Source organism: Streptosporangium sp. NPDC048047, from assembly GCF_040653115.1.
Taxonomy (GTDB): domain Bacteria; phylum Actinomycetota; class Actinomycetes; order Streptosporangiales; family Streptosporangiaceae; genus Streptosporangium.
In genome coordinates this window covers 46,426-70,556 of record NZ_JBEZNH010000040.1, presented here as the reverse complement: position 1 = coordinate 70,556, position 24,131 = coordinate 46,426, and the positions used below count along the sequence as shown (strand labels likewise).

The following is a 24,131-nucleotide window of genomic DNA, read 5'->3' as shown; positions in this document are numbered from 1 at the left end:
CGAGCCGTCCGTGTTCCCGAACCGCTCACGTTCCCAAGCCGTCCGCGCCACGGCCGGGGCACCCGTAAGGTTGGCCAGAATTGCCGGGACGTAGTCAGTAGGGGCTGATATGCCGGATGTGACGCCGGATCTGATCGCGGGGCGGTATCGGCTCGTGGAGCGGATCGGCCAGGGCGCCGGGGCCGAGGTGTGGCGAGCGTACGACCACCGGCTCGACGTGGCGGTCGCCGTCAAGATCCTCGACCCTCCGGCGGGCGGTGCCGCCGCGGCCGAGCGGTTCACCCGCGAGATGCGGGCGGCGGCGCAGATCGTGCACCCCAACACGGTCACCCTGCTGGACGTCGGCCAGGAGGCGAACCGCCGCTTCATGGTCATGGAGCTGCTGACCGGCCGCGACCTCGCCGCCGAGCTGGCGGCGCGCGGCCCGCTGCCGGTGGCCGAGACCTGCCTCCTGCTCGCCCAGGCCGCGGCGGGACTGGCGGCGGCGCACCGCGCCGGAGTGGTGCACCGCGACGTCAAGCCCGCCAACCTCCATCTGAACGGCGACGGCACGCTGAAGGTCGTCGGCTTCGGTCTCGCGCACGTCGCCGGCGAGGCCGCGCGGCCGACCACGGCAGGCGCCATCGTGGGCACCGCCGCCTACCTGGCGCCCGAGCAGATCGGCGAGTCCGGAGGGGAGGCGGCCTGCGACCTGTACGGGCTCGGCTGCGTCGCCTACGAACTGCTGTGCGGACGTCCGCCGTTCACCGGCTCGGTGCCCGAACTCGTCCACCAGCACGTCCACCGCTCCCCCGACCCGCTGAGCGTCCACCGGCCGGGCGTCCCCGCCGAGCTGGAGCGGCTCGTCATGGCCATGCTCGCCAAGAATCCCGGCGAACGGCCCGCCGGGGCCGAGCAGGTGCGCCAGGTCCTGGACGGCATCGCCCGCTCGGTCCACACCCCGGTACGGCCCGCCTCCGCGGCGCCGCCCGCCCCGTCCGGCGCCCATCCCGCCGGACCCCCGGTACGGCCCACCCCGGCAGCGGCGGCCGTCCCACCCGGCGCCGCCCGCCAGGCGGCGGTGTCCGCGATCCCGGCGTCTCCGACGATCCCGGCGGCGGCCCGCGCGGGCGACACCACCGTGTTCGAGGCCCCGCCGGTTCCGCCGGTCGTTCCGCCCTCCGTACGGCCCGGCCGGTCCGGCGGGGCGAGAGGGGATCGGCGGCTCCTCCTTCAGGTCGGCGCGGCCCTCGCGGCCATCGTGGTCGCCACCGTGGGAGCGGCGACCCTGTTCTCGGGCTCGTCCGGTCCGGCGGAGACGACCGCCACCGTGTCCGCCGCCGCCCCCGTGGAGCCGGTCCGCGAACGGAAGCCCTCCGCCACGCCGACCCCGGCCGCCCGGCCCACGACACGGCCGACCGTAAAGCCGACGCCCGCGCCGACCGGGACCCCGGCCCGGCCCGCCGTACGGGATCCGCGTGCCTGGCTGGCGGCCTTCGACCGGGCCGTGACCGCCCAGCAGGCGCGCGGCGGCATCGATCCGCGTCTGGCGCGCAAGACGCACGACAGGATCCGGGAGGCGGCCCGCAAGCTCGCCGAGGGCAGGGCCCGGGAGGCGGGCAGGAAGATCCAGGAGGCGGGGCGGGATCTGATGAGGGCCCGCCGCGAGGGCAGGCTCGCCGACGGGCCCCTGACCGTGTTCCTCGGCGGCGTGGGCCTCGACACGTTCAGGGGCCGTGCTTCGAAGGACGACCACCGCGGTCGCCCCGGCGGGCACTAGCCGAAGGCCGCCGGGGCGCCCCGCTCGTCAGCCGAAGGCCGTCAGGGTGCCCCGCTCGTCGAACGCGGCGTTCGGCGCCCACGCGATCTCCCACCGGTGGCCCTCAGGGTCGGCGATGTAGGCCGAGCGCCCGCCCCAGGGCCGGTCCACGGGCTCGGCGACCGGAACCGCGCCCGCCGCCACGGCGGCGGCGAAGGCGGTGTCCACGTCCTCGGCGCGGTCGACGTTGCAGGCCAGGGTGACTCCGGACCATCCGCCCGGTGGCGGCGTCCCCGGCGCGGCCTCGGCGGCCAGCTCATCCAGCGGGTACAGCGCGAGCACCGCCCCGCCGAGTGTGAAGGCGGCCCACGCGTCGTCGCTCGACGGCAGCTCCGGCCAGCCCAGCCCGCGGTAGAACGCCCGCAGCCGCGGCAGGTCTCTCGCCCCCAGGGTCACGATGGACAGTCTCGATGGCATGTCGGTCATGCACCCGATTCTGTCCCTGAGCCGCCGGCGCCGCGCCGTCCTGGCCGAACCGGGTCCGGGCGGAGAGCACCCGGCAGATGTCCCGATCCATGCCGTGGCGGATCAGGAACCGGCCCTCCGGGGCCGGGGACGCCGGCCGGCCCGCGCCCGGATGGCGGCGGTGGCGGCGTTCAGCTCGTGCTCGTCCTTGAGGGTGACGTTCCCCTCGTAGGTGACTCCGTCCGGCGGGTCGGCGTGGCCGATCGGGTCGGCGTCCCAGAAGTTGTCCCGGTAGACGACGTTCTCCAGCGGCGGCGCCACGTGCAGCACGGCCGTGTTGTCGGCGCGGGCGACGACGTTGCCCTCCACCGTCACCCACGAGGCCCCGTAGTCGGTGTAGAGCCCGAAGTTGTACGGCGTGCGGGTGTCCTCGATGACGTTGCCCCGCACCAGCGCGCCGTCGTCGTGCGAGCGGCCCTGCGGCCCGGACAGGTAGATCCCGCCGCCGTCGGCCAGGACCCGCATGGTGTCGGCGGTGCGGTTGTGCAGGATGCGGGTGCCCTCGCCGGGTCCTGCCACGATCCCGCAGTGCGGCACGTCACCGATCTCGTTGTGCGCGACGACGCAGCCGGACGTCTTCATGATCGAGATTCCGGGCGATCCGCGGTACTCCAGCCCGATGCCGCGCACCAGGTTGTCCTCGATCACGGTGCCCCGGCCGCCGGACGCCACGACGGCCCCGGCGGAGAGGGTGTCGAATTCGCAGCCCCGCACGGTGAGCCCTTCGCCGCCGGACACGCCCAGTCCGGACGCTCCGAGCCGGGTGAACCGGCAGCCCTCGACCACCGCGTCCACGGTGTCCTCGAAGGCGACGCAGGCGGGAATCGTCACGGACGCGGTGGGATACGTCACAAACGCTCCCTCCCCCAGGGCGGCCACCTCGACGCCGCCGCCCTCGTAGTAGCCGCTGCCGTGGTAGTGCACGAAGCCCTCGGGGCGGCTCGGGCGCAGCCAGGTCGCGTCGGCGAACACCAGCCCCAGGAACGCCGTCCCCCGCGTTCCGGTCGCGCGCAGCAGGGTCTCCAGCACCGGGGCGACCGCCTTCGTGCGCGCCGGGTCCTCGCCGGGACGGGGAAGGTAGTGCAGCACGTGGTCGCCGGGGCGGGAGCGGTCGAGCACGAAGGTGCCCGGCTCGCGCAGGAAGCTCGGGTCGTTCTCGATCCGGGTGGGCAGTCCGGGGCCGGTGGAGGTGACGCCGCCCCACGCGGAGTCGTACAGCTTCATGGCCCAGTCGAAGGCGGGCCGGGCCATGGTGATCACCGTTCGGCCGCCGTCGCGGGCGACGTCCGCGACGCCCAGGCGGGCCTCGGTCCACGGGTAGACGCCCCGGTGGACGAACTCCACGTCGCGGGGGCTGCGCCAGCCGAGCGGGCCGGCGCTGTCGGTGACGTAGCCGGTGGCGGTCGCGGCCGGGGACGAGCCCGGCAGGCCCGGGATGCCGGCGCGTTCGGCCCGGCGGCCGTCGACGTGGAGCTGGCGGGTCTCCAGGTCGCCGACCTCGGCCGTCCAGACGCCGTCGCGCTCCCGCCACCCGGTGATCGTCCGGCCGCCGCTCAGGACGGCCTCCTCCTGCTCGGGGGTGCCGTATCCGTACGCCTGGTAGACGACGCCGGAGTCGGCCTCGGTGAGTTCGAGGGGCCGGGTGAGCTCGTGGACGCCGCCCCGGAGCAGGACGACGACGTCCCCGTCCGCCTCCCTTCCCGCCTCCCTGGCGGCCGACCGGGCCCGTTCCAGGGTGGCGAAGGGGCGTTCGAGGGAGCCGGGCCAGGAGTCGTCCCCGCCGGGGGCGACGTGGAGATGGAGCATGCTTGACCGCCTTTGCTGTTTATGCCGTACACAAGGTAATACACTATAAACACGGGAGGTGCCAATGGCGCGAGGCGGATCGGGGGACCCCGACCACGGCATGGAACTGCTGTGGCGGGAGGCGGAACACGAGCCGCGACCGGGCCTCAGCCTGCGCCGGATCGTGCGCGCCGCCGTCGAGCTGGCCGACGCCGAGGGCCTGGAGGGGCTGTCGATGCGCAAGGTCGCCGACCGGCTCGGCTTCACGACCATGTCGCTGTACCGGCACGTCCCCGGCCGCGACCAGCTCGTGGACCTGATGGTGGACGAGGTCACGGGCGAGGTCCTCGCCGAGGCGCGGGGCAGCTCCCCCGCCGGGGCGCCGGACCGCCCGCAGGCCGGGGAAGGCTGGCGGGAGAGGCTGGAGGAGGTGGCCCGGCAGGGGTGGGAGCTCCGCGGGCGGCATCCCTGGCTGGCCGAGGTGCGCGGATCCCGGCACCTTCCCGGCCCCAACGGCGTCGCCTACTACGACCACATGCTCGGCACGCTGGCCGGCACGGCGCTACGGCCGCCCGAGGTGATCGCGGTGATCGGACTGCTCGGCCGGTTCGTGGACGCCGAGGCCCTGCTCCTGGTCGAGACGCGACGCGAGGAGCGGCGCAGCGGCGTGTCGGAGCGGGACTGGTGGGGCGCCCGCGACTCCCTGTACGAACGGCTCGGCCGCTACCCCGCGATCACCCGCCTGTGGGAGACGGGAGGCTGGGACCGTCCGGAGGACTCCTTCACGTTCGGCCTGAGCCGCCTCCTGGACGGCGTCGAGGTGCTCGTCCGCGAACGCGCCGGGGAGCGCGACGGTGGACCCGGCGGCGAACGTGACGAAACTCGTGACGTAATTCGTGACGGAGTTCGCGGGGAAAGCTGCCCCGAATGCGGCACCCCACTGGACGCCGCCCGCTCCGGCCGTCCCCGCGTGTACTGCTCGCGGGCCTGCCGGCAGCGCGCCTACCGCAGGCGCAGCACCGACACTTAGAGGACCGCCTGGGAGATGCGCCGCTCCTGGCGTGACGGCTCGAAAGGGAGGGAGACGGGGATGCTGGACCGGCTGAACCAGGCCATGCGGTACGTCGAGGAGCACCTCGACGAGCCGATCGACGTCGCCGAGCTGGCGCGGATCGCCGTCACGTCGGACTACCACTTCCGGCGGATGTTCTCCGCGCTGGCCGGCATGCCGCTGTCGGAGTACGTCCGCCGCCGGCGGCTCAGCGTCGCCGGGGCCCTGGTGATCGCGGGAGAGGAGACGCTGCTCGACGTGGCGGTGCGGTACGGCTACGGCTCGGGCGAGGCGTTCGCCCGCGCGTTCCGGGCCGTGCACGGCATCGGTCCCGGCGAGGCCAGGCGGACCGGCGCGGCCCTGCGCTTCCAGCCCCCCATGTCCTTCCGCCTCGTCATCGAGGGGAGCACGAGCATGCGATACCGGATCGTGGAGAAGGACGCGTTCCGCGTGGCCGGCAGAAAGGCACGGATCCCCCTGGTCCACCTGGGGGTCAACCAGCCGATGGTCGACCACATCCGGAGCATCGGCCGGGAGACCCTCGGGCGGATGGCGGCGCTGTCCGACCAGGAGCCGCGGGGGATCGTCTCCGTGTGCGACGACATCGACCCCGGCCGCGCGGAGGGCAGCGAACTGGACTACTACCACGGCGTGGTGACCGGCGCCGACGTCCCCGGAGACCTGGACGCCCTCGCCGTCCCGGCGGGGACGTGGGTGGTCTTCGAGGACTCGGGGCCGGTCCCGGAGACGCTGCAGCACATCTGGGCGGACGCCTACTCGCAGTGGTTCCCGTCCAACCCGTACCGCACCAGGCCGGGGCCGGAGATCCTGCGCACCCGGATGTCCCAGGACGGCGGGGAGGCCGAGGCCGAGCTGTGGCTCCCCGTGGAGCGGACCGAGGGCTGAGCAGGGGGCGGGACCGGGGACCGGATCGAGGACCGAGCGCCCGCGGCCCCTCCCGGCGGGAGCGACCCGCCGGCCCGCCGCCGGGGAAACCGTTCGCCACCGGCCCGGAGCGGGGAGGATCATGTCCGTCATGAGCCTCCCCGTCATCTCCGAGATCCCGACCGGGCCGGTGCCCGTCCCCGCCGTCGTCGCGGCGCTCGCCGGCGGCGACACCGTCACCCCGGTGTGGCGCAACGAGCTCGGCGGACTGACGTTCCGCCTCGGGGACGCCTCCGGCGGCGGCCGGTACGTCAAGTGGGTCGCCGCGGGCACTCCGGAGATCGACCTCGCCGGTGAGGCGGAGCGCCTGGCCTGGGCGCGGCGGTGGGTGACCGTTCCGCGGGTCGTCGAGCACGGCGCGGACGCCGACGGCGCGTGGCTGGTCACGGCGGCGATTCCCGGCCGGTCGGCGGTGGACCCCCGGTGGACCGCCGACCCGGCGACCGCGGCCGCCGCGATCGGCCGGGGACTGCGCGTGCTGCACGACGCCCTGCCCGTGGACGGATGCCCGTTCGACTGGAGCGTCGAGCGCCGGCTCGTCCGCGCCGACGAGCGTCTCGCCGCCGGCGACGGACCGGTGAGCGAGCTCGCCGCGCACGGATGCGCCGACCTCGCCGAGGCCAGGGCGCGCATCGGCGCGCCGCCCCCGATCGACCGCCTGGTCGTCTGTCACGGCGACGCGTGCGCCCCCAACACCCTGCTGGACGACGACGGCGCGTTCGCCGCCCACGTGGACCTCGGCTCGCTCGGCATGGCCGACCGGTGGGCCGACCTCGCGGTCGCGGCGTGGAGCACCGACTGGAACTACGGCCCGGGATACGACGGCGTCATCTACGACGCCTACGGGGTCGCCCCGGACCCCGAGCGCATCGCCTACTACCGCCTGCTGTGGGAGATGGCCTGACCGGTCGCGTCCGCCCCGACCGAACCCGAGCCGTGCCGGGAGTTCGGCGTCTCCCCCGTCCGGTCCGGGTCGTTCTCTTCGGCGAGGACGCCCTTTACGAAGTACGTCCTATTTGCGAACAATCAGAACTATTCCGATTCAACCGGCATTTCGGGAAGGCCCGGTCGTGGGCTTCGGCGCGGCCCCGGCCGGCCCGTCGTCAGAACCCCGCGCCCCCGGCGAGCAGTTCGGCGGCGGCCTGACCGCAGACACGGGCGGCGCCGTACGTCGCCAGGTGGACCGCGCCGAGGTCACGGCGGTCGGGCAGCCCCATCTCGACCACGACGGCGTCCGGCCGGGCGGCCAGCAGGTGCTCCAGGACCGCGGTCTGCCAGGCGTGGCGGTGGGCGTCGCGGACGACGGCGACCAGGGGCCGGCCGGCCGCCGCGACCAGGACCGCCTCGACCGCTCCCCCGGTGGCCTCCGGGGCGGTCAGGCGGGTCACCGTGGTGCCGGGCAGCAGTTTGCCGAGCGGCTCGCCGACGCCCCAGGGGGTGTGCGGGTCGATGGCGAGGTTCATCTCGGGGGCGAGTTCGAGCACGTGGGGCGGGGCGGGCAGCGGGATGACGGCCGCGGAGGAGCGCCGGGTGACCCGCAGCGCCCGCCGGGCGGCGGCCAGGCCGGCGGGGACGCCCCCGGGACGCGCGGACGCCTCCGGGGAACCGGCCGGCGCGACGGTACGGCCGGCGGCCGGCCCCCCGGGAGACGCGGAGACGGCGGACCGGCGGGCGGGTCCCGCCGAGGCGGCCCAGAGAGCCAGCTCGCAGACCCGCTCGGCCGCGTCGGCCAGCCGTTCCTCGGGGAGCCTGCCCTCGACCACGGCGTCGGCGATGGCGTCGCGCACCGCGACGGCTGTCCGCTCGTCGGCGTGCTCGCCGCCCACGCAGATCGCGTCGGCCCCGGCGGCGATGGCCAGCGCGGACGCGCCGCCGATGCCGTACGGTCCGGAGACCGCCTCCATCTCGATGCCGTCGGTGACGATGACGCCTCCGAAGCCCAGTTCGTCGCGGAGCAGGTCGCGCAGCAGCGGGCCGCTGAGCGTGGAGGGCATGGCGGAGTCGAACGCCGGGACCAGCAGGTGACCGGTCATGACCGCCCGCACCCCCTCGGCCACGGCCGCGCGGAAGGGCGGCAGCGCCACCTCGCGCAGCTCGTCGGCGTCGGCGCCGACGAGCGGCAGCCCGTGGTGGGAGTCGACGGAGGTGTCACCGTGACCGGGGAAGTGCTTGGCGCAGGCGGCGACCCCGGCGGACTGCAGGCCGCGGATCCAGGCGGCGGTGTGCCGGGCGACCAGATCCGGGCCGGAGCCGAAGGAACGCAGTCCGATGACCGGATTGCGCGGATTGGAGTTCACGTCCACCGAGGGGGCGAAGTCGAGGTTGATCCCGGCCAGGGCCAGGTCGCGTCCGAGGTCACGGGCGATCTCCTCGGTGAGGCCGGGGTCGTCCACCACGCCCAGGGCGAAGTTTCCCGGCCTGCTGCTGCCGGTGGCGGCCTCCAGCCGGGTGACCTCCCCCGTCTCCTCGTCGACCCCGACGAGGACCTGCGGGTTCTCCGCGCGCAGCGCCGCCGTGAGGTCCGCGACCTGGCTCGGGGAGGCGATGTTGCGGGAGAAGAGCACCACCCCGGTCAGACCTTCGGACAGCCGCCGCCGGAGCCAGTCGGGCGGGGTCCTCCCCTCGAATCCGGGGAGGACAACGGTGTCCGCCAGGCGAAGCAGCTCTCGGCCGTGCTTCATTCATCCTCCTCGCCCGGCGACGGCGTCTCCTGCCGTGGGCGCGCGGGCAGCACGTTGTCCCAGGGGTCTTCCCGGCGAGAGCGCTCTCCCGGGACTCCCCGCAAATCTAATAGGAAAGTTTACTAATTGCCAGTGGGCTGACCGTGGGTCTTCACCCCGGCCACCGGCCGCCCCTCCCCTGCGCGGCCGGTCCGCACGAGGGACGGCCTGCCGCACCGCCTGCTCTGCGCGCTCTCCCGGCCCTCCGGGCCCGCCGGTCCTCCACACGCCGCCAAGACCCCCGGGCCCCCGGCCGGCCGCGTTCTCCCCGCCTTCCTGCACCGCGCCGACACGCCGAGGCGGGGCTCCGCGGAACGCCGGGCGCCGCCCCGGCATTGACTAAAGTCAACGGCAGCCGGCGACGTTCGGCGACGGCCGGCCGCACCTCCCGCTTCCTACGGTCATCAGCACCGTCTGGAACGACACGGAGGAAGCGTGCACAACGAGATCGAAGACGTCCCCGACGTGAGCGCCGAGTGGTACCGGCAGATCACCGCGTTCGCCCGGACCACCCCGCACTGGTTCCAGGAACTGGCCGAGGTCGGCACCGAGGCCGTACTGCTGCTCTTCGCCGTCCTGTACCTCGCCGCCTGGTGGCGGGCCAGGCGCGGCGGCGACCGGACCATGGCGCTGGCGCTCCTGGCCCCCGTCGCGATGGTGGCGTCCTACCTGGTCAGCGAGATCGTCAAGGACACGCTGCGAATCGACCGCCCCTGCCGCCTGGTCCACGGCGTGGTCACCCTCGTCCCGTGCCCGGAGTTCGGGGACTGGTCGCTGCCGAGCAACCACGCGACGCTCGCCGGCGCCACCGCCGTGGCGCTGGCCGTCGCCTGGCGTCGCACGCTGTTCTACGTACCGGTGCTGGCGGTGCTGGGCGCCTTCTCCCGGGTGTTCGTCGGCGTCCACTTCCCGCATGACGTCATGGCCGGCCTGCTGCTCGGCGCGGTGGTGGCGCCACTGGTCATGTGGGCCCTGGCCGCCCCGGTGACGAGGCTGGTCGGCAGGCTGCGCGGGCACGCCGCCCTGCGGACGCTGCTGCTGGACACCGGTACGGCCCGCCGCCGGGCCCTGTGACGGAGGACCGTCCCGCCCGCCGGGGCCGCCTCAGGACCGCGCGGCCAGCCCGGCCTCGTGGGCCAGGATGGCGGCCTGCACCCGGTTGCGCACACCGAGCCGGCCCAGGATCGTGCTCACGTACGTCTTGACGCTGCTCTCTGCCAGGTGCAGGCGACCGGCGATCTCCGCGTTGGACAGCCCCGCGCCGAGCAGGCCGAGCACGTCCCGCTCGCGGTCGGTGAGCACGCCGATCCGGTCGCGGGCGGCGGAGCTCCGGGCGAGCCGGTCGCCGGCGACGCCGTCGATCACCCGGGACGCCACCCGGGGCGACAGGTATGCGGCGCCCTCGGCGACCGCCCGCACCCCGAGCAGGAACTCGCGCGGGTCGCCGGTCTTGAGCAGGAACCCGGCCGCGCCGTCACCGAGCGCCCTGGCGATGGAGGCGTCCTCACCGAAGGTGGTCATGATCAGCACCGCCGTGCCGGGGGCGACCCGGCGCAGTTCGGGGACGGCGGCCAGCCCGTCGAGGCCCGGCATCCGGATGTCCACCAGCGCGACGTCCGGCCGGTGGGCGCGCACCAGCTCGACCAGGGACCGGCCGTCGCCGGCTTCGGCGACCACCTCGATCCCGGGATCGGCGGACAGGATCATCCGCACCCCGGCGCGGACCACGGCCTCGTCGTCGGCCAGCACCACCCGGACCACCACGTCCTCCTTCTCCGAAACCCGTGACCCCGCGCCCCCGCGCCCAGCGGCTCCACGACCTCACGCCCCCGCGACTCCACGACTCCATGACCCCGCGCGCCCCGTGCTCCGCCCGGCTCCACGACCCCGCGCGCCCCGCTCTCCGCCCGGCTCCACGACCCCGAGCGCCCTGCGGGCGCCACTCGCCGCCCGACTCTACGGAACCCGGCCGGCGGGCAGGAAATCCTTTCCCGTCAGCCGCCCGTCCGCGAAGCACAGCCGGTACAGCTCGCCGCTCCGCGCGCCGAAGGGGTCGGCGTGCGTGCCGTAGTACCGGCACCGGGCCCCGGAGGGCGCCCGCGGCTCCCCCGCCGCCGGGCCGTCGATCCGTGTCCTGGCCGGAAGCAGGGCCTCCGCCGCGGCCTGCTCCATGCCCACCCGGAGCCGCGCGAAGCCGGCCGGAGGCAGCACGGAGGTGGCGGCGTCGTACGCGGTGTACCCCACCAGGAGGTGTAGCGGTCGGCCGGCAGGACGGACACGCCTCCCCACAGCAGGGGCAGGCACAGAAGCACCCACAGCAGGAGATCCCCGGCCACCGTCGTCTTGCGCCTCACGCGGGTCACCGTATCCGGGCACCGGGCCGTTCCCGCCGTCCGCAGGACCTCCGCCGATTTCCCGGCCGTGCGCCTGCTCGCCGGAGAGAACGGGCGTGAGCTGGTGTGTTCCGGCGAACAAGCGATTGCGCAAAGTCTCATAATGGGTGACGTGAACACGCGAAAGAACTCCGGCGGCACGACCAGGACCCCGGCCGGACGTCAGGGCGCGGCCAGGCGCGCGACCGCGTCCGGGTCGGCCTCCGAGCGCCGTGACCACCTCGTCAAGCTGGCCGCCGAGCTCTTCGCCCGCAAGGGGTTCCAGGCCACGACCGTCCGCGAGATCGCGGAGGAGGCCGGCATCCTGTCCGGGAGCCTCTACCACCACTTCGACTCCAAGGAGTCGATCGTCGACGAGGTGCTGACCACCTTCCTCGACGACCTGGTGGGCCGCTACCGCGCCGTGCTGGCGCGCGGGGGCGAGCCGCGCGAGGTCCTGGCGGAGATGGTCCGCACCGGGTTCGCCGCGCTGGAGCCGCACCGCGCCGCGGTCACCGTCATGCAGAACGACTGGAACTACCTGCGCTCCCTGCCCGGCGACCGCTTCGGCTACCTGGTGAAGGCCGAGGAGGAGGTCGAGCGGATGTGGATCGAGCAGATCAAACGGGGCCAGGCCACCGGCGGGATCCGCCCCGACGTCGATCCCAAGCTGACCTACCGCATGATCCGTGACACCATCTGGGTCGCGGTCCGCTGGTTCCGGCCGGACGGCCGCCTCGACACCGCGGCCATCGCCGAGCACTACATCACGATCCTGTTCGACGGCCTGGCCACCGGCGAGCGCAGTAGCCACCGGGACTGACCTGAACTCGAAGGACGCAAGCCCCGTCCTTCAGGGCGGGGTCAGCCCGAGCGGGAGTGCCCGCTAAGGCGCGAGCGTGCCCTGGCCCCCGCGTTCTTGCCGCTCGGCCCACCATGCGTAGGGGACGAGGACGGCTTGGGTTTCGCCGTACTTCTCCACGATGGTGTGGGCCCCGGTCAAGTGTGCCGCTTCGACGCGGCGGCCGAGGTTGTCCCGGAGTTCTCGGATGCTCATACGCTCAATCATGATTTTGCATGGTACCATTAGAGATCTTAAAGCGTTCTCGTGGAAGGAGGTGTTTCATGCTGTCCGGCCGTAGATATCGCGTTGAGTTCACCCCCGAACAGGCCGCGTTCGCCGAACACATCGGCGGCATCTGCCGGTCAGTGTGGAACACCGCGCTGGAGCAGCGCCGCACCTACCGGCGACGTGGGGCGTTCATCGGCTACGCCGAACAGTGCAAGCAGCTCGCCGACGCCAAGCGCGACTTCGACTGGCTGGCCGAGGCACCGTCCCACGTTCTCCAGCAGACCCTCAAGGACCTCGACCAGGCGGTCAAGACCCACGGGGCGTGGAAGGTCCGCTGGCGGTCACACCGCAAGTGGTCGCCGTCCTTCCGGTTCCCCGACGCCAAGCAGATCGCCGTGGAGCGGATCGGTCGCCGCTGGGGCCGGGTGAAGCTGTCGAAGCTCGGCTGGGTACGATTCCGCTGGTCCCGCCCCTTGGGCGGGGTCGTGCGCTCGGCCACGATCACCCGCGACGGCGGGCGCTGGTTCGTATCGTTCCTCATCGAAGACGGACAGGGCGCCCCTCAGACGCATTCAGGCCCGGTCGTGGGCATCGACCGGGGGGTGGTGGTCGCTGCCACCACCAGCGACGCGGACTTCCACAACCGGCCGTTCGTCACCGATGGCGAGACGCAGCGCCACCGCCGCCTGCACCAGCAACTCGCCCGCACCCGTAAGGGCAGCAACCGCCGCAAGCGCGTGGCCGCCAAACTGGGCACGCTCCTGCAACGGGTCCGCTCCCGCCGCGCGGACTTCAACGCCCAGACCGCCGCGACGCTCACCAGCCGGTACGGCACCATTGTGCTGGAAGACCTCAAAACGAAGAGCATGACAACCAGCGCGAAAGGCACCGTCGAGCAGCCCGGTTCGCGGGTCACTCAGAAGTCCGGCCTGAACAAGGCCATCTTGGACAAGGGCTGGTACGGACTCGAACTCGCGCTGAACAACGCGGCCCGGTACACGGGCACCGAAGTGATCAAGGTACTGGCGGCGTACACGTCTCAGACGTGCTCGGCGTGCAGGGCGGTGGATGCGGCATCGCGCGAGAGCCAAGCGCGATTCGCCTGCACCTCCTGCGGACATGCCGAACACTCCGACGTGAACGCCGCCAAGAACATCAAGGCCGCCGGGCTGGCGGTCTCAGGACGTGGAGACCTCGCCGTTGGGCGGTCCGTGAAGCGTCAACCACCCCGAACCGCCACGCGGCAGCATGCCGCGCTGGCGGCACGGGGAATCCCGATCCTTTAGGGTCGGGAGGAAGTCAAGGGGAGCGATGGACACACTGCACAAGGCCGTGCGGATCGCCCTGACGGAGGCGGCGGACCCGGGCAAGGCCGAGGCGATGCGGGCCTACATGAAGTCGGACCTGCCCTTCCTCGGGGCCCAGGCGGTGCCGCGCCGTACGGCGCTGCGGAGGGTCTTCGGCGAGCACCCGCTGCGGGACGCGCACGAGTGGCGCGAGGCGGCGCTGACGCTGTGGCGGGACGCCGAGTACCGCGAGGAGCGCTACGCCGCGATCGAGCTGACCGGTTTCCGGCTCTACCGGGCCCACCAGACGCTCGACGCGCTGCCGATGTACGAGGAGATGATCGTCACCGGGGCGTGGTGGGACTACGTCGACGAGCTGGCCGTCCACCGCGTCGGCGGCCTGCTGGCGGCCTTCCCCGACGTCATGCGCCCGCTCATGCTGCGCTGGGCCCGCGACCGCGACCTGTGGCGGCGCCGTACGGCCATCCTGTGCCAGAACCGGTTCCGGGGCGCCACCGACCCCGGTCTGCTGCACGCCTGCATCGAGCCGAGCCTGTCCGACAACGACTTCTTCGCCCGCAAGGCGATCGGCTGGGCGCTGCGCGAGTACGCCAAGACCAATCCGGGCGAGGTGCTCCGCTACGTGGACCACATGGGCATCACCGGCCTGAGCCGCCGCGAGGCACTGAAGAACCTGACGGACCCCGGGAACCCGAGGGGCGGCCCGAGGGGCCCGAAGCGCCCGGAGGCGTGAGGACCGCGGGGAGCTGGGAGGCCGCCCGCCGGCCCCCGGTCCGGCGCCGCCGGGCGGCCCCTCCCGGGGAAGGAGGAGAGGCCACCCGCCGGACCGTGCCGGCGGGGCGTCAGCGGGGCGTCACTTGAGCGCCCCGGCGGTCAGGCCCTTCTGGATCTGGCTCTGGAAGATCGTGTAGACCACGAGCATCGGCAGGATCGCCATGCTGAGCGCCGCGAACAGGGCCGACCAGTCGGCGTCGTAGCCCGCGGCGGTGGAGATGTCGGCGATGCCCTGGGTGAGCACCCACTTGTCCCGGTCGGAGTTGAGCAGCACCAGCGGGAGCTGGTACTGGTTCCACTGCCCCAGCACGTTGAAGATCGTCACGCTGACGATGCCCGGCCGGGCCATGGGCAGCATGATCTGGAAGAACACCCGGGTGTGCGAGGCCCCGTCCACGAACGCGGCCTCGGCCACCGCGCCGGGCAGCGTCCGGAAGAACGCGGCCAGGAAGAACACGGTGAACGGCAGCGAGTAGGCGATGTAGACCAGGACCAGCCCGGCGTGGGTGTTCAGCCCGATGAACGGCCCGACCACCGGGAGCGTCCCCATGTTCTGCACCACGAAGAACAGCGGGGTCAGCGCGAGGTAGACCGGGAAGGCCAGGCCCGAGACGAACAGGAGATAGATCGCCCGGTTGCCGAAGAACCGGTAGCGGGCCAGCACGTAGGCGGCCATGGAGCCGAACAGCATGGTGCCGGACACGCCGAACGCCACGACGACCACACTGTTGATCATGTACTGGCCGATGTGAGCCTGGTCCCACGCCCGCGCCCAGTTGTCGAGGCGCAGGACGGCCGGCAGCGACCAGGCGTCGCCGAAGATCTCGTCCTCACTCTTGACCGACGCCAGGAAGGTCCACGCGATCGGGATCACGACCAGGACCGTCCACACCAGCAGAGCGAGGTGCGTCAGGACCCCGAACGGGCCGAGCCGCCGCCTGCGCTCCTCCCGGGCGAGGGCCCGGCTCCGGGGAATCGCCGCTTCCGCCACTAGAACTCGATTCGCTCACGCCGCGACAGGCGCAGGGCCAGCGCCGCGAACCCGATGGTGAAGAAGAAGAGCACCACGCCCATCGCCGAGGCGTAGCCGAACTTGAAGTACTGGAAGGCCGTGCGGTAGATCTCCGCGGCCATCACGGTCGTGGAGTGGTCGGGCCCGCCGTGCTCGGCCGTCATCACCCACACGATCGCGAAGACGTCCAGCGCCGCGATGCCGAGGTAGACCCAGCCGACCTGGATGGTGTCCCACAGCAGCGGCAGGGTGATCCGGAAGAAGAGCTGCGCTCCCCCGGCGCCGTCGATCGCCGCCGCCTCGAACAGGTCGCGCGGGATGGAGGCGATGCCGGCCGAGAACAGCACCACGTAGAAGCCGACCGCCTGCCAGACGAGCACGCCGAGGATCGACCACAGCGCCACGCCGGTGTCGGACAGGAAGCCGACGGGCTCGAACCCGAGGGCCATCAGCGGCGCGTTGAGCATGCCGCTGCGGTCGGGCCGGAAGACCTGCTGGAACAGCACCGCGACCACGGCGACGGCCAGCACCTGGGGGAAGAAGAACACCACCCGGTAGAACTTCGACCCCCACACGCCCGCGGCGCCGCCCCGTCCCCCGGCGTTGAGCAGGAAGGCGAAGAACAGGGCGATGCCGATGGTGAGCAGCGGCATCAGGATCAGCAGGAGCAGGTTGTGGCCGACCGCCGTCCAGAAGACGTCGTCCGCGAAGAGCCTGCGGAAGTTCTCCACGCCGACGAACCGGGGGGACGCGGTGACCCCGCGCCAGTCGGTGAGCGCGATGTAGAACGCCTGCGCGTAGGGGGCGATCACGTAGATCAGGTACAGCGCCACCGGGACCGCGAGGAACCCGGTGACGAACCTCAGCCTGCCGTGGTTCACCGGCCGTCCTCCGCTTCCCCGGCCGTCGCGCCCGCCGCGCCCGCCGCATGCTCCGTACGCGCCGGACGCGGAGCCCCTGCCGTATGAGCCGTGCCGCCGCTCACCCCGCCTACCTCGAGAACTTCTTCACGGAGGAGTCGTTCTTGATGGAGTCGGCCTTCTTCTGCGCGCGGTCCGCCCACTGGTCGACGGTGAGCTTGCCGTTCATGAGCTGCCCGGACGCGGCGGCCACCTCGTCGTGCAGCTCGGCGTACCACTTGCGGAACAGGAACCAGACCGTGTTGTCGCCGGCGGCGGTCAGCGCGTCGGAGGAGCTCTTCAGGCCCGGCTTGAGGGTGCGTCCCTCACCGGCGCCCTTGACGATGGTCAGCGTGGAGACCAGCTCCATGAACTTGCCGGCGCCCTCCTTGGAGAGCATCGCGCGCATGTACTCCATGCCCGCCCGGGGGTTGCCCGACTTGGACGGCACGACGTACTCCTCGCCCGGCTGGGCGTGCAGCGCGCCGTACGGCAGGGCGTCGGAGGAGGTGAAGTCCGGCAGCGGGAACATCGCGTAGCCGAAGTCGGCGGGGGTGGTGTCCTTCTGCTCGTTCTCCAGCCAGGAGCCGCAGGGCAGCATGGCGACCTGGCCCTTGTTGTGGGCGGTCTGGGTCTGGATGTGGTCCAGTCCCGCGGTGCCCTGCAGGAGGTACTTGGCGCCGAGCTCGGCGAAGGCGGCGGCGGCCTTCTTGACCGGTTCGGCCTTCCAGGCGCCGTCCTCGAGGTTGTCGATGTTCTTCAGCACGTCCTTGCCGCCGATCTTCGCGGCGAGCGTGAGGATGGTCTCGTAGATGTAGTAGGGGTGCTTTCCGGCGTAGGTGAACGGCGCGGCCTTGCCGGACTTCTTGATGGTCTCGCAGAGCTTGAGGAACTCGTCCCAGGTCTTGGGCGGCTGCCAGCCCTCGGCGTCGAAGAGCTTCTTGGAGTACCAGATGCCCCAGACGGTGTTGGCGTAGTTGAGGACGTACGGCGTGCCGTCGTAGCTGCCCAGTTCGATCGCGACGGGGTCGATCGTGTCGCGCACCTTGACGGCCGGGTCCTCCCAGCTCGGCGCGTCGAACAGCGGGGTGAGGTCGGCGAGCTGGCCGTCCTGGACGAGAGCGCCGAAGTCCATGGCGTTGGCGCCGGAGTTGTTGATGAACTCCGGGGGGTTGCCGCCGGCGAAGCGCGGCTGGAGGGTCTTGGCGACCTCCTTGGTCGCGTTGTGCTTGATCTCCAGCTTGGGGTGCTTGGCCTTGATCAGCGCTTCGTGGATGTCCTTGGCGTAGGCGTCGCCGAAGCCGCCGTCGAAGATCCAGATCTCCAGGGGCTTGTCCTCGGCGAAGCCGAGCGGGTTGGCCGCGCTGGTGGCTCCGGCGGCCGGCGCGGACTGGGAGGCTCCGCCGCCGGTGCCCGCGGGGGTGGCGCAGGCGGACAGCGCGGGCAGCGCGATTCCCGCGAGGACCGCGCTGCGCAGCAGCTCGCGCCGGGACAGTTGGGTCATTCTTCCTCCTGGGGGGTGATCAGGCACCTCGCCGGATCCTTCCGGCGTAGCGGTTCTCAAGGTCGCGGTTGTGCTCGTCGCCGCCGGTCACGTTGGCGGACCGGTAGACCGGCGGCGTGCGGCCCGCCTCGGCCAGGGCGCGCACCACCTCGGCGACGACCATCTGGGCCAGCAGGGCGGAGGTGATGGTGGAGACCGCGCCGAACGTGCCGCCGCCCGGCAGCGGCATGACCGCGTCGCCGTACGGCGCGCCGTTGTCGAGGACCACGTCGGCGAGGTCGAGGAGCTTGCGGCCCGAGGGGTGGCGGGAGGTCATCTCCGTGCTGTGCCGTACGGAGGTCAGGGCGACCAGGGCGTGGCCCTTCTCCTTGACGACGGAGGCCAGCTCCACCACCGAGCCGTTCACCCCCGAGCTGGAGATCAGCACGAACGCGTCCTGGGGCCGCACGGGGGCGAGGTCGTAGATCCGCCGGGCGACCTCGGGGTCGCGCTCCAGCTCGCCGGGGGCGCCGAGGAGGACGTCCACCGGGGCTCCGCCGTACAGGACGAGGTCGCGCAGCGCGAGGCGGTTGGTCGGCACGAGCCCGCCCGCGCGGCCGGCGATCTCCATCGCGATGGCCTCGGAGTGGCCGGAGCCGAACGCCTGGATGACGCCGTCGTCCAGGACGGACGCGGTCAGCAGCGCGGCGGCCCGTCCCACCGCCTCCGCCTGCGTGCGGGCGACCTCGTCCATCAGCGTCCGCACCTCGCGGGCGTAGTCCGCGGCTCCGATCCCCATGCCGGTCTCCACTCGTCAGTTCCTTTCCACGCGGTGGCTCTCGAGCGCCCGGATGGTGAGCTCGAACGCCCGGTCGGTCTGCTCGTAGGTGCGCTGCGCGACGGCGACGTAGACGGTGTCGAGGACGAACAGCTGGGAGTGGACGGCGGCCAGGCCGCCCAGCCGGAAGGTGGTCTCCCTGCTGGCGGTGGTCAGCACCAGGCGGGCGAGGTCGGCCAGCGGGGAGCGGGCGAAGGAGGTGACGGCGACGGTCGTCGCGCCGCGGGCGGCGGCCTCGGCGAGCGGTTCCAGGACCTCGCGGGTGCGGCCTTGGTGGGAGACCCCGATCGCGACGTCGCCGGGGGCCAGCAGCGCCGCCTCGGCGAGGGACTCGTGGGCGTCGGCGTGGCTCCAGCAGGGCATCCCGATCCGGCGCAGCCGCCCGGCCATCATGCCCGCCGCGGACCCGCTGGTGGAGACGCCGAAGATCAGCGTCCGGCCGGCGGCGACGACGGCGTCGGCGACCCGCGCGACGACGGCGGCGTCGAGCTGGGCCGCGGTCTCCTGGATGAGCCGGGAGTCGGCGGCGGCCATCACGCCGATCGCGACGTCGAGGGGGTCGGTGGGGGCGATCTCGTGGCCGACGCCGGCGTCCCAGTGGGCCTGCGCGGCCCGCCCGGTCTCGGTGGCCAGCGCGACCCGCAGCCCGGCGTAGCCGCTGAAGCCGAAGACCCGGCAGAACCGGGTGACGGTCGCCGGGGAGCTGCCGCTGCGCTCGGCGAGCGCCATGATCGTGGAACGGGCGGCCGCGGCCGGGTCGGCCAGGATGGCCTCGCCGACCCGGCGGAGGGCTCCGGGCAGCGTGGGCGTCTCGGTCTGGATGCGTCCGAGCGCGCCTGCGGCCACAGACATTCCTTTCATCCGTCGGGAGGTTGGATGAAAATTATTCTTACCCAGGGACCGCGTCAACCCCTTGCCGCTTTCCGATGGAAAGTGATCCTTTGACGAAGGAAATCATGCGAATTCCTGGAAACCGCGTTGATTTCGTCGGCACCCCCTGCTTTCATGCCATTCGGCTACATCACGGCGGGCCCGCCCGCGGGCCCGGCTCGCCGCTCCGACGGCGGGCCGGGCCGCCGATACCATCCGATCATGCGGATCTCCCAGCTCAGCGCCGCCACGGACGTCCCCGTCCCGACCATCAAGTACTACCTGCGTGAGGGCCTCCTTCCTCCCGGGGAGCAGACGTCGGCCACCCGGGCGGAGTACGGCGAGGGCCACGTGCGCCGGCTGCGCCTCATCCGCGCACTGCTGGAGGTGGGCCGGCTGCCCATCGCCGCCATCCGCAAGGTGCTCGCCGCCGTGGACGACGAGGGCCTGGACATGCACACCGTGCTCGGCACCGCCCACTACGCCCTCGCGCCCGGGGTCGAACCCCGGTCCGGCGACGAGGACTGGCGGCGCGCCCGCGCCGAGGCGGACCGGCTGATCGGCGACCTCGGCTGGCGGATCACCCCCCTCGCACCCGCCCGCGACGAGCTGGCCCAGGCCGTCCTGACCCTCGACCGGCTCGGCATGCCCGCCACGGACGAGAAGCTGCGGTCCTACGCCGGGGCCGCGCTCCGGCTGGTCACCGAGAACGAGACCGGCGTCATCCCCTTCGCCGGCCCCCGGGAGAGCGCGGTCGAGGCGCTGGTGGTACTGACCGTGGTGTACGGCCGGATCTTCGACGCCATGCGCCGCCTGGCCCAGGAGTCGGTCTCGGCGGATCTCTTCGAGGCCGGCGCGCCCAGGACACCCTGAACCCGACAATCATCCCAAAACCGGACAAATGGGCATCGGTAACATTCTGTTCACATACGGGCAACAGCCGGGAAATCCCCCCTTGCGAGTCTTGCAGCGCACCAGACATCTCTCTCCTCAAGGAAGTCCCGCGGATGACCTTCAAGGCCGAATACATCTGGATCGACGGCACCAAGCCGACCGCCAAGCTGCGCTCCAAGACCAGGATCCTGGCGGACGGCGCCGAGCCTCCGCTCTGGGGCTTCGACGGTTCCAGCACCAACCAGGCCGAGGGGTCGTCCTCCGACCGCGTGCTCAAGCCGGTCTTCACCTGCCCGGACCCGATCCGCGGCGGTGACAACGTGCTCGTGCTCTGCGAGGTCCTGAACACCGACATGACCCCGCACGTCAGCAACACCCGGGCCAGGCTCGTGGAGGTCGCCGAGCGGTTCGCCGGCCAGGAGTCCTGGTTCGGCATCGAGCAGGAGTACACCTTCTTCAAGGAGGGCCGCCCGCTCGGCTTCCCGCAGGGCGGCTTCCCCGCCCCGCAGGGCGGCTACTACTGCGGCGTCGGCGCCGACGAGGTCTTCGGCCGCGACGTCGTCGAGAAGCACCTCGACCTGTGCCTGGAGGCCGGTCTGGCGATCTCCGGCATCAACGCCGAGGTCATGCCCGGCCAGTGGGAGTTCCAGGTCGGCCCGGCCGGTCCCGTCGAGGTCTCCGACCATCTGTGGGTGGCCCGCTGGCTGCTCTACCGCGTCGCCGAGGACTTCGACATCGCCGCCACGCTCGACGCCAAGCCGGTGAAGGGCGACTGGAACGGCGCCGGCGCGCACACGAACTTCTCCACCAAGGCGATGCGCGAGGGCTACGACGCGATCATCACCGCCTGCGAGGCGCTCGCCGAGAACGCGCTGGAGCACGTCAGGAACTACGGCGCCGACGTCGAGGACCGCCTCACCGGCCACCACGAGACCGCCCGCTGGGACCAGTTCAGCTACGGCGTCTCCGACCGCGGCGCCTCGGTGCGCATCCCGTGGCAGGTCGAGGTGGACAAGAAGGGCTACATCGAGGACCGCCGCCCCAACGCCAACGTCGACCCCTACACGGTCACCCGTCTCATGGTGGACACCTGCTGCACGGCGCTGGAGAAGGCCGGCCAGGTCTGACCGTCCCCGCCGCCCCTCGTCCGGGCCGCGGCCGCCCCCGTCCGGGGCGGTCGCGGCCCTTCGCCGTCCCCGGGGTGCTCCTGTACGGAATATGGGGCCGAATTTGGCAGTTTGGGACAACACTAAACGGTGACAGCGCGCCGTAGCATGACTGCGATGCGAGACGTCGTGGAGCAGTTGCAACGCCTGGGCATGTCGGGCTACGAGGCCAAGGCGTACGTCACGCTGGTCGGGGCCGGACGGCCGCTCAACGGCTACGAGGTGGCCAAACGCTCGGGCGTGCCGCGCAGCACGGTCTACGAGACGCTGGGCAAGCTGGTGTCTCGGGGCGCCGCCTACGAACTGCACGAGGAGGAGGGCGTCGTCGGCTACCAGCCGCTGCCGCCCGCGGCCCTGCTTGAGCGCATGCGCCGGGAGTTCGACGACTCGATGGAGTCGCTGCAGTCCTCGCTGCCCACGATCGCCGCGCCGCCCGAGGTTCCGCCGACCCACAACCTCAGGGACGCCGAGTCGCTGCTCACCCGTGCCGGGGACGTGGTGGCCGCGGCCCGCTCCTCCCTGCTCGTCGCCGCCTGGCCGGAGGAGACGGCGCGGCTGTCCCCGCTGGTCCGCAGGGCCGCGAAGCGCGGGGTCGAGGTGTCGGAGACGTGCTCCGGGGCCGAACGGGGCCCGGTGGGGGACGCGACGGGGGACATGACCGGGTCCGGGCGGGACGTGGCCGGGGGCACGGCCGGTGAGGACGCCGGGAGCCGTCTCCTCGTCGTCGTGGGCGACCGCCGGGAGGCCCTGATCGGCGGCCTGGCGAACGGCGCGGGCTGGGGTGTGTACACCCAGGACCGCGCCGTGGTGCTGCTGGCCGAGCGATACATCGCCGGCGTCCGCCGTTGATCTTTCGGGGTGTCCGATATAGGTATGACCACCTATGACATCCTTCAAGGAAGCGCCGTCTCCTGGAAGGCAGATAATGGATAAACCGGTCATCGTTACGGTTGACGACGACCCGGGCGTGTCGCGGTCGGTGGCGCGTGACCTGCGACGCCGCTACAGCCACTCCTACCGCGTCGTCCGGGCCGAGACGGCGGCCCAGGGCATGGAGAGCCTTCGCGAGCTACGGCTGCGCGGCGACGACGTCGCGGCCGTCCTCGCCGACTACCGCATGCCCCAGATGAACGGCGTGGAGTTCCTGGAGCAGGCCATGGACCTGTACCCCCATGCCCGCCGCGTGCTCCTCACCGCCTACGCCGACACCGACGCGGCGATCCAGGCGATCAACGTCGTGGACCTCGACCACTACATGCTCAAGCCGTGGGACCCGCCGGAGGAGAAGCTCTACCCGGTGCTGGACGCCCAGCTCGACGCCTGGCAGCGGACCGACCGGCGCGAGGCCGGCGAGCTGCGGGTGGTGGGCGCCCGCTGGTCGGCGCGGTCGTACGAGGTCCGCGACTTCCTGTCGCGCAACCAGGTGCCCTACCGCTGGATGCTGGCCGACACCCCCGAGGGCGCCGAACTGCTCGCCGCGGCGGGCGAGACGGGCGCGACTGAGACGGGCGCGGGCGGAGCGGGTGGAGCGGGCGCGGGCGGGACCGGCGCCGCCCCGCCGCCCGACCGGCTGCCCGTGGTGGTCACGGCCGAGGGCGTGACGCTCACCGCCCCCTCCGTCCCGGAGCTGGCCGCGGCCGTCGGCCTGTCCACCACCCCGGCCACCGACTTCTACGACCTGGTCGTCATCGGCGGCGGCCCGGGAGGACTGGGCGCGGCGGTCTACGGGGCCTCCGAGGGGCTGCGCACGGTGCTGGTCGAGCAGCACGCCTCCGGCGGCCAGGCCGGGCAGAGCTCCCGCATCGAGAACTACCTCGGCTTCCCCGACGGCCTGTCCGGCGCCCAGCTCGCCGACCGCGCCCGCCGCCAGGCCCTGAAGTTCGGCGCCGAGCTGCTCACCGCCCGCCAGGTCACCAGCCTGGAGGTCAGGGGCCGGGCACGGGTGATCGGCTTCGCCGACGGCGGCAGCATCGCGGCGCACACCGTGATCCTGGCCACCGGCGTCGCCTACCGGCGGCTCACCGCCCCCGGCCTCGACGGCTTCATCGGCTCCGGCTGCTACTACGGCGCGGCCCTGACCGAGGCGTCCGAGTGCGCCGGCAGCGACGTCTACGTCGTCGGCGCGGCCAACTCGGCCGGGCAGTGCGCGGTCCACCTGTCGAAGTACGCGCGCACGGTCCACCTCCTCGTCCGGGGCGACTCGCTGGAGAGGTCCATGTCGCACTACCTGATCGAGCAGATCTCCGGGCTGCGGAACGTCGAGGTGCACACCGGGACCGAGATCACCGCCGCCGAGGGCGACGGCCACCTGGAGCGGCTGGTCCTCAAGGGGCCGGACGGCGAGCGGGCGGTGGACACCGAGCGGCTGTTCGTCTTCATCGGCGCCGAGCCGTTCACCGACTGGCTCGGCGACACGGTCGAGCGCGACGCCCGGGGCTTCGTCCTCACCGGGCCGGACCTGACCGCCGGGGGGAACCGCCCCCGCAACTGGCCGCTCCAGCGCGAGCCGTACCACCTGGAGACCAACGTGCCCGGCGTGTTCGCCGCCGGGGACGTGCGGGCCGACTCCATCAAGCGGGTCGCCTCGGCCGTCGGCGAGGGGGCCATGGCCGTGGCGCTCGTCCACCGCTACCTGGAGAAGGCATGAGCGGGGCAACCGGAGAAGACCGGGCCCGCGGCG

The 24,131-nt window shown here is 72.7% G+C and carries 23 protein-coding genes; 12 read left to right on the top strand and 11 right to left on the bottom strand.

Translation table 11 applies throughout. The features are described 5' to 3' along the window. Nucleotides 1–109: 109 nt before the first annotated feature. Nucleotides 110–1,759 carry a protein kinase gene (locus AB0D67_RS27970; RefSeq protein WP_362942155.1) on the top strand — a complete coding sequence of 550 codons (1,650 nt, stop codon included), beginning with the start codon at nt 110–112 and terminating at the stop codon, nt 1,757–1,759. Nucleotides 1,760–1,786: 27 nt separating this feature from the next. On the opposite strand, the gene AB0D67_RS27965 is transcribed toward AB0D67_RS27970, so the two are convergent. Together AB0D67_RS27965 and AB0D67_RS27960 are read right to left on the bottom strand one after the other, a co-directional pair. Then, complete coding sequence (locus AB0D67_RS27965; RefSeq protein WP_362942152.1) at nt 1,787–2,224, bottom strand: VOC family protein; 438 nt, start codon at nt 2,222–2,224, stop codon at nt 1,787–1,789. 102 nt (nt 2,225–2,326) lie between these two features. Next, nucleotides 2,327–4,069 (bottom strand): right-handed parallel beta-helix repeat-containing protein, encoded by a 1,743-nt coding sequence (locus AB0D67_RS27960; protein WP_362942149.1) that lies wholly within the window; start codon nt 4,067–4,069, stop codon nt 2,327–2,329. Nucleotides 4,070–4,133: 64 nt separating this feature from the next. Between AB0D67_RS27960 and AB0D67_RS27955 the strand changes: the two genes are divergently transcribed. The 3 genes from AB0D67_RS27955 to AB0D67_RS27945 all read left to right on the top strand — a co-directional run bounded on the left by AB0D67_RS27955 (nt 4,134) and on the right by AB0D67_RS27945 (nt 6,948). After that, on the top strand, nt 4,134–5,078 hold the full coding sequence (locus AB0D67_RS27955; protein ID WP_362942176.1) for a TetR/AcrR family transcriptional regulator: 945 nt from the start codon (nt 4,134–4,136) through the stop codon (nt 5,076–5,078). A 60-nt stretch (nt 5,079–5,138) separates the two neighbouring features. Continuing rightward, nucleotides 5,139–6,005 carry an AraC family transcriptional regulator gene (locus tag AB0D67_RS27950; RefSeq protein WP_362942146.1) on the top strand — a complete coding sequence of 289 codons (867 nt, stop codon included), beginning with the start codon at nt 5,139–5,141 and terminating at the stop codon, nt 6,003–6,005. Between the two features lie 130 nt (nt 6,006–6,135). Then, nucleotides 6,136–6,948, top strand: a complete 813-nt coding sequence (locus AB0D67_RS27945; protein WP_362942143.1) for an aminoglycoside 3'-phosphotransferase — start codon at nt 6,136–6,138, stop codon at nt 6,946–6,948. Nucleotides 6,949–7,147: 199 nt separating this feature from the next. Here AB0D67_RS27945 and AB0D67_RS27940 read toward each other — a convergent pair whose 3' ends face one another. After that, entirely contained in the window at nt 7,148–8,725 is a 1,578-nt protein-coding gene (locus AB0D67_RS27940) for a glycoside hydrolase family 3 N-terminal domain-containing protein (RefSeq protein ID WP_362942140.1), read from the bottom strand. A gap of 474 nt (nt 8,726–9,199) precedes the next feature. Between AB0D67_RS27940 and AB0D67_RS27935 the strand changes: the two genes are divergently transcribed. Then, nucleotides 9,200–9,838, top strand: a complete 639-nt coding sequence (locus tag AB0D67_RS27935; RefSeq protein WP_362942137.1) for a phosphatase PAP2 family protein — start codon at nt 9,200–9,202, stop codon at nt 9,836–9,838. 30 nt (nt 9,839–9,868) lie between these two features. Here AB0D67_RS27935 and AB0D67_RS27930 read toward each other — a convergent pair whose 3' ends face one another. Together AB0D67_RS27930 and AB0D67_RS27925 are read right to left on the bottom strand one after the other, a co-directional pair. Then, nucleotides 9,869–10,525 carry a response regulator transcription factor gene (locus AB0D67_RS27930; RefSeq protein ID WP_362942134.1) on the bottom strand — a complete coding sequence of 219 codons (657 nt, stop codon included), beginning with the start codon at nt 10,523–10,525 and terminating at the stop codon, nt 9,869–9,871. Nucleotides 10,526–10,720: 195 nt separating this feature from the next. Beyond that, nucleotides 10,721–11,008: a hypothetical protein gene (locus tag AB0D67_RS27925; protein ID WP_362942131.1), complete on the bottom strand. Its 288-nt coding sequence runs from the start codon at nt 11,006–11,008 to the stop codon at nt 10,721–10,723. Nucleotides 11,009–11,269: 261 nt separating this feature from the next. On the opposite strand from AB0D67_RS27925, the gene AB0D67_RS27920 reads away from it, so the two are divergent. After that, on the top strand, nt 11,270–11,959 hold the full coding sequence (locus AB0D67_RS27920) for a TetR/AcrR family transcriptional regulator (protein ID WP_362942128.1): 690 nt from the start codon (nt 11,270–11,272) through the stop codon (nt 11,957–11,959). Between the two features lie 63 nt (nt 11,960–12,022). Here the strand turns inward: AB0D67_RS27920 and AB0D67_RS27915 are convergent, their stop codons facing one another. Further along, nucleotides 12,023–12,205 (bottom strand): hypothetical protein, encoded by a 183-nt coding sequence (locus AB0D67_RS27915; protein WP_362942125.1) that lies wholly within the window; start codon nt 12,203–12,205, stop codon nt 12,023–12,025. Nucleotides 12,206–12,261: 56 nt separating this feature from the next. On the opposite strand from AB0D67_RS27915, the gene AB0D67_RS27910 reads away from it, so the two are divergent. Continuing rightward, a complete protein-coding gene (locus tag AB0D67_RS27910; RefSeq protein ID WP_362942122.1) occupies nt 12,262–13,494 on the top strand; it encodes a transposase in 1,233 nt (410 codons plus the stop codon). A 25-nt stretch (nt 13,495–13,519) separates the two neighbouring features. Then, nucleotides 13,520–14,248: a DNA alkylation repair protein gene (locus AB0D67_RS27905; RefSeq protein ID WP_362942119.1), complete on the top strand. Its 729-nt coding sequence runs from the start codon at nt 13,520–13,522 to the stop codon at nt 14,246–14,248. A 120-nt stretch (nt 14,249–14,368) separates the two neighbouring features. Here the strand turns inward: AB0D67_RS27905 and AB0D67_RS27900 are convergent, their stop codons facing one another. From AB0D67_RS27900 to AB0D67_RS27880, 5 genes are all read right to left on the bottom strand, one after another. Then, nucleotides 14,369–15,280 carry a carbohydrate ABC transporter permease gene (locus tag AB0D67_RS27900; protein WP_362942116.1) on the bottom strand — a complete coding sequence of 304 codons (912 nt, stop codon included), beginning with the start codon at nt 15,278–15,280 and terminating at the stop codon, nt 14,369–14,371. Next, nucleotides 15,280–16,182, bottom strand: a complete 903-nt coding sequence (locus AB0D67_RS27895) for a sugar ABC transporter permease (protein WP_362942113.1) — start codon at nt 16,180–16,182, stop codon at nt 15,280–15,282. The genes AB0D67_RS27900 and AB0D67_RS27895 overlap by 1 nt, the downstream gene beginning before the upstream one ends. Nucleotides 16,183–16,291: 109 nt before the next feature. Further along, nucleotides 16,292–17,704: an N-acetylglucosamine/diacetylchitobiose ABC transporter substrate-binding protein gene (ngcE, locus tag AB0D67_RS27890; RefSeq protein ID WP_362942110.1), complete on the bottom strand. Its 1,413-nt coding sequence runs from the start codon at nt 17,702–17,704 to the stop codon at nt 16,292–16,294. A 19-nt stretch (nt 17,705–17,723) separates the two neighbouring features. Then, nucleotides 17,724–18,482, bottom strand: a complete 759-nt coding sequence (locus tag AB0D67_RS27885) for an SIS domain-containing protein (protein ID WP_362942107.1) — start codon at nt 18,480–18,482, stop codon at nt 17,724–17,726. A 15-nt stretch (nt 18,483–18,497) separates the two neighbouring features. Next, on the bottom strand, nt 18,498–19,373 hold the full coding sequence (locus AB0D67_RS27880) for a MurR/RpiR family transcriptional regulator (protein WP_362942104.1): 876 nt from the start codon (nt 19,371–19,373) through the stop codon (nt 18,498–18,500). A 240-nt stretch (nt 19,374–19,613) separates the two neighbouring features. Here AB0D67_RS27880 and AB0D67_RS27875 point away from each other — a divergent pair, with 240 nt between their 5' ends. From AB0D67_RS27875 to AB0D67_RS27860, 4 genes are all read left to right on the top strand, one after another. After that, nucleotides 19,614–20,264, top strand: a complete 651-nt coding sequence (locus tag AB0D67_RS27875) for a MerR family transcriptional regulator (protein WP_362942101.1) — start codon at nt 19,614–19,616, stop codon at nt 20,262–20,264. Nucleotides 20,265–20,398: 134 nt separating this feature from the next. After that, entirely contained in the window at nt 20,399–21,412 is a 1,014-nt protein-coding gene (glnII, locus tag AB0D67_RS27870) for a glutamine synthetase (protein ID WP_362942098.1), read from the top strand. Between the two features lie 156 nt (nt 21,413–21,568). Continuing rightward, nucleotides 21,569–22,300, top strand: a complete 732-nt coding sequence (locus AB0D67_RS27865) for a helix-turn-helix domain-containing protein (protein ID WP_362942095.1) — start codon at nt 21,569–21,571, stop codon at nt 22,298–22,300. A 76-nt stretch (nt 22,301–22,376) separates the two neighbouring features. Continuing rightward, nucleotides 22,377–24,098, top strand: coding sequence for an FAD-dependent oxidoreductase (locus AB0D67_RS27860; protein WP_362942092.1), 1,722 nt, complete (start codon nt 22,377–22,379; stop codon nt 24,096–24,098). Nucleotides 24,099–24,131: the final 33 nt, after the last annotated feature.

What these genes read in the sequence shown, in the direction of transcription:
- AB0D67_RS27970 (WP_362942155.1), top strand. Translation starts at nt 110, where the DNA reads ATGCCGGATGTGACGCCGGATCTGATCGCGGGGCGGTATCGGCTCGTG.
- AB0D67_RS27965 (WP_362942152.1), bottom strand. Translation starts at nt 2,224, where the DNA reads ATGACCGACATGCCATCGAGACTGTCCATCGTGACCCTGGGGGCGAGA.
- AB0D67_RS27960 (WP_362942149.1), bottom strand. Translation starts at nt 4,069, where the DNA reads ATGCTCCATCTCCACGTCGCCCCCGGCGGGGACGACTCCTGGCCCGGC.
- AB0D67_RS27955 (WP_362942176.1), top strand. Translation starts at nt 4,134, where the DNA reads ATGGCGCGAGGCGGATCGGGGGACCCCGACCACGGCATGGAACTGCTG.
- AB0D67_RS27950 (WP_362942146.1), top strand. Translation starts at nt 5,139, where the DNA reads ATGCTGGACCGGCTGAACCAGGCCATGCGGTACGTCGAGGAGCACCTC.
- AB0D67_RS27945 (WP_362942143.1), top strand. Translation starts at nt 6,136, where the DNA reads ATGAGCCTCCCCGTCATCTCCGAGATCCCGACCGGGCCGGTGCCCGTC.
- AB0D67_RS27940 (WP_362942140.1), bottom strand. Translation starts at nt 8,725, where the DNA reads ATGAAGCACGGCCGAGAGCTGCTTCGCCTGGCGGACACCGTTGTCCTC.
- AB0D67_RS27915 (WP_362942125.1), bottom strand. Translation starts at nt 12,205, where the DNA reads ATGATTGAGCGTATGAGCATCCGAGAACTCCGGGACAACCTCGGCCGC.
- AB0D67_RS27910 (WP_362942122.1), top strand. Translation starts at nt 12,262, where the DNA reads ATGCTGTCCGGCCGTAGATATCGCGTTGAGTTCACCCCCGAACAGGCC.
- AB0D67_RS27905 (WP_362942119.1), top strand. Translation starts at nt 13,520, where the DNA reads ATGGACACACTGCACAAGGCCGTGCGGATCGCCCTGACGGAGGCGGCG.
- ngcE (WP_362942110.1), bottom strand. Translation starts at nt 17,704, where the DNA reads ATGACCCAACTGTCCCGGCGCGAGCTGCTGCGCAGCGCGGTCCTCGCG.
- AB0D67_RS27885 (WP_362942107.1), bottom strand. Translation starts at nt 18,482, where the DNA reads ATGGGGATCGGAGCCGCGGACTACGCCCGCGAGGTGCGGACGCTGATG.
- AB0D67_RS27880 (WP_362942104.1), bottom strand. Translation starts at nt 19,373, where the DNA reads ATGTCTGTGGCCGCAGGCGCGCTCGGACGCATCCAGACCGAGACGCCC.
- AB0D67_RS27875 (WP_362942101.1), top strand. Translation starts at nt 19,614, where the DNA reads ATGCGGATCTCCCAGCTCAGCGCCGCCACGGACGTCCCCGTCCCGACC.
- glnII (WP_362942098.1), top strand. Translation starts at nt 20,399, where the DNA reads ATGACCTTCAAGGCCGAATACATCTGGATCGACGGCACCAAGCCGACC.
- AB0D67_RS27865 (WP_362942095.1), top strand. Translation starts at nt 21,569, where the DNA reads ATGCGAGACGTCGTGGAGCAGTTGCAACGCCTGGGCATGTCGGGCTAC.
- AB0D67_RS27860 (WP_362942092.1), top strand. Translation starts at nt 22,377, where the DNA reads ATGGATAAACCGGTCATCGTTACGGTTGACGACGACCCGGGCGTGTCG.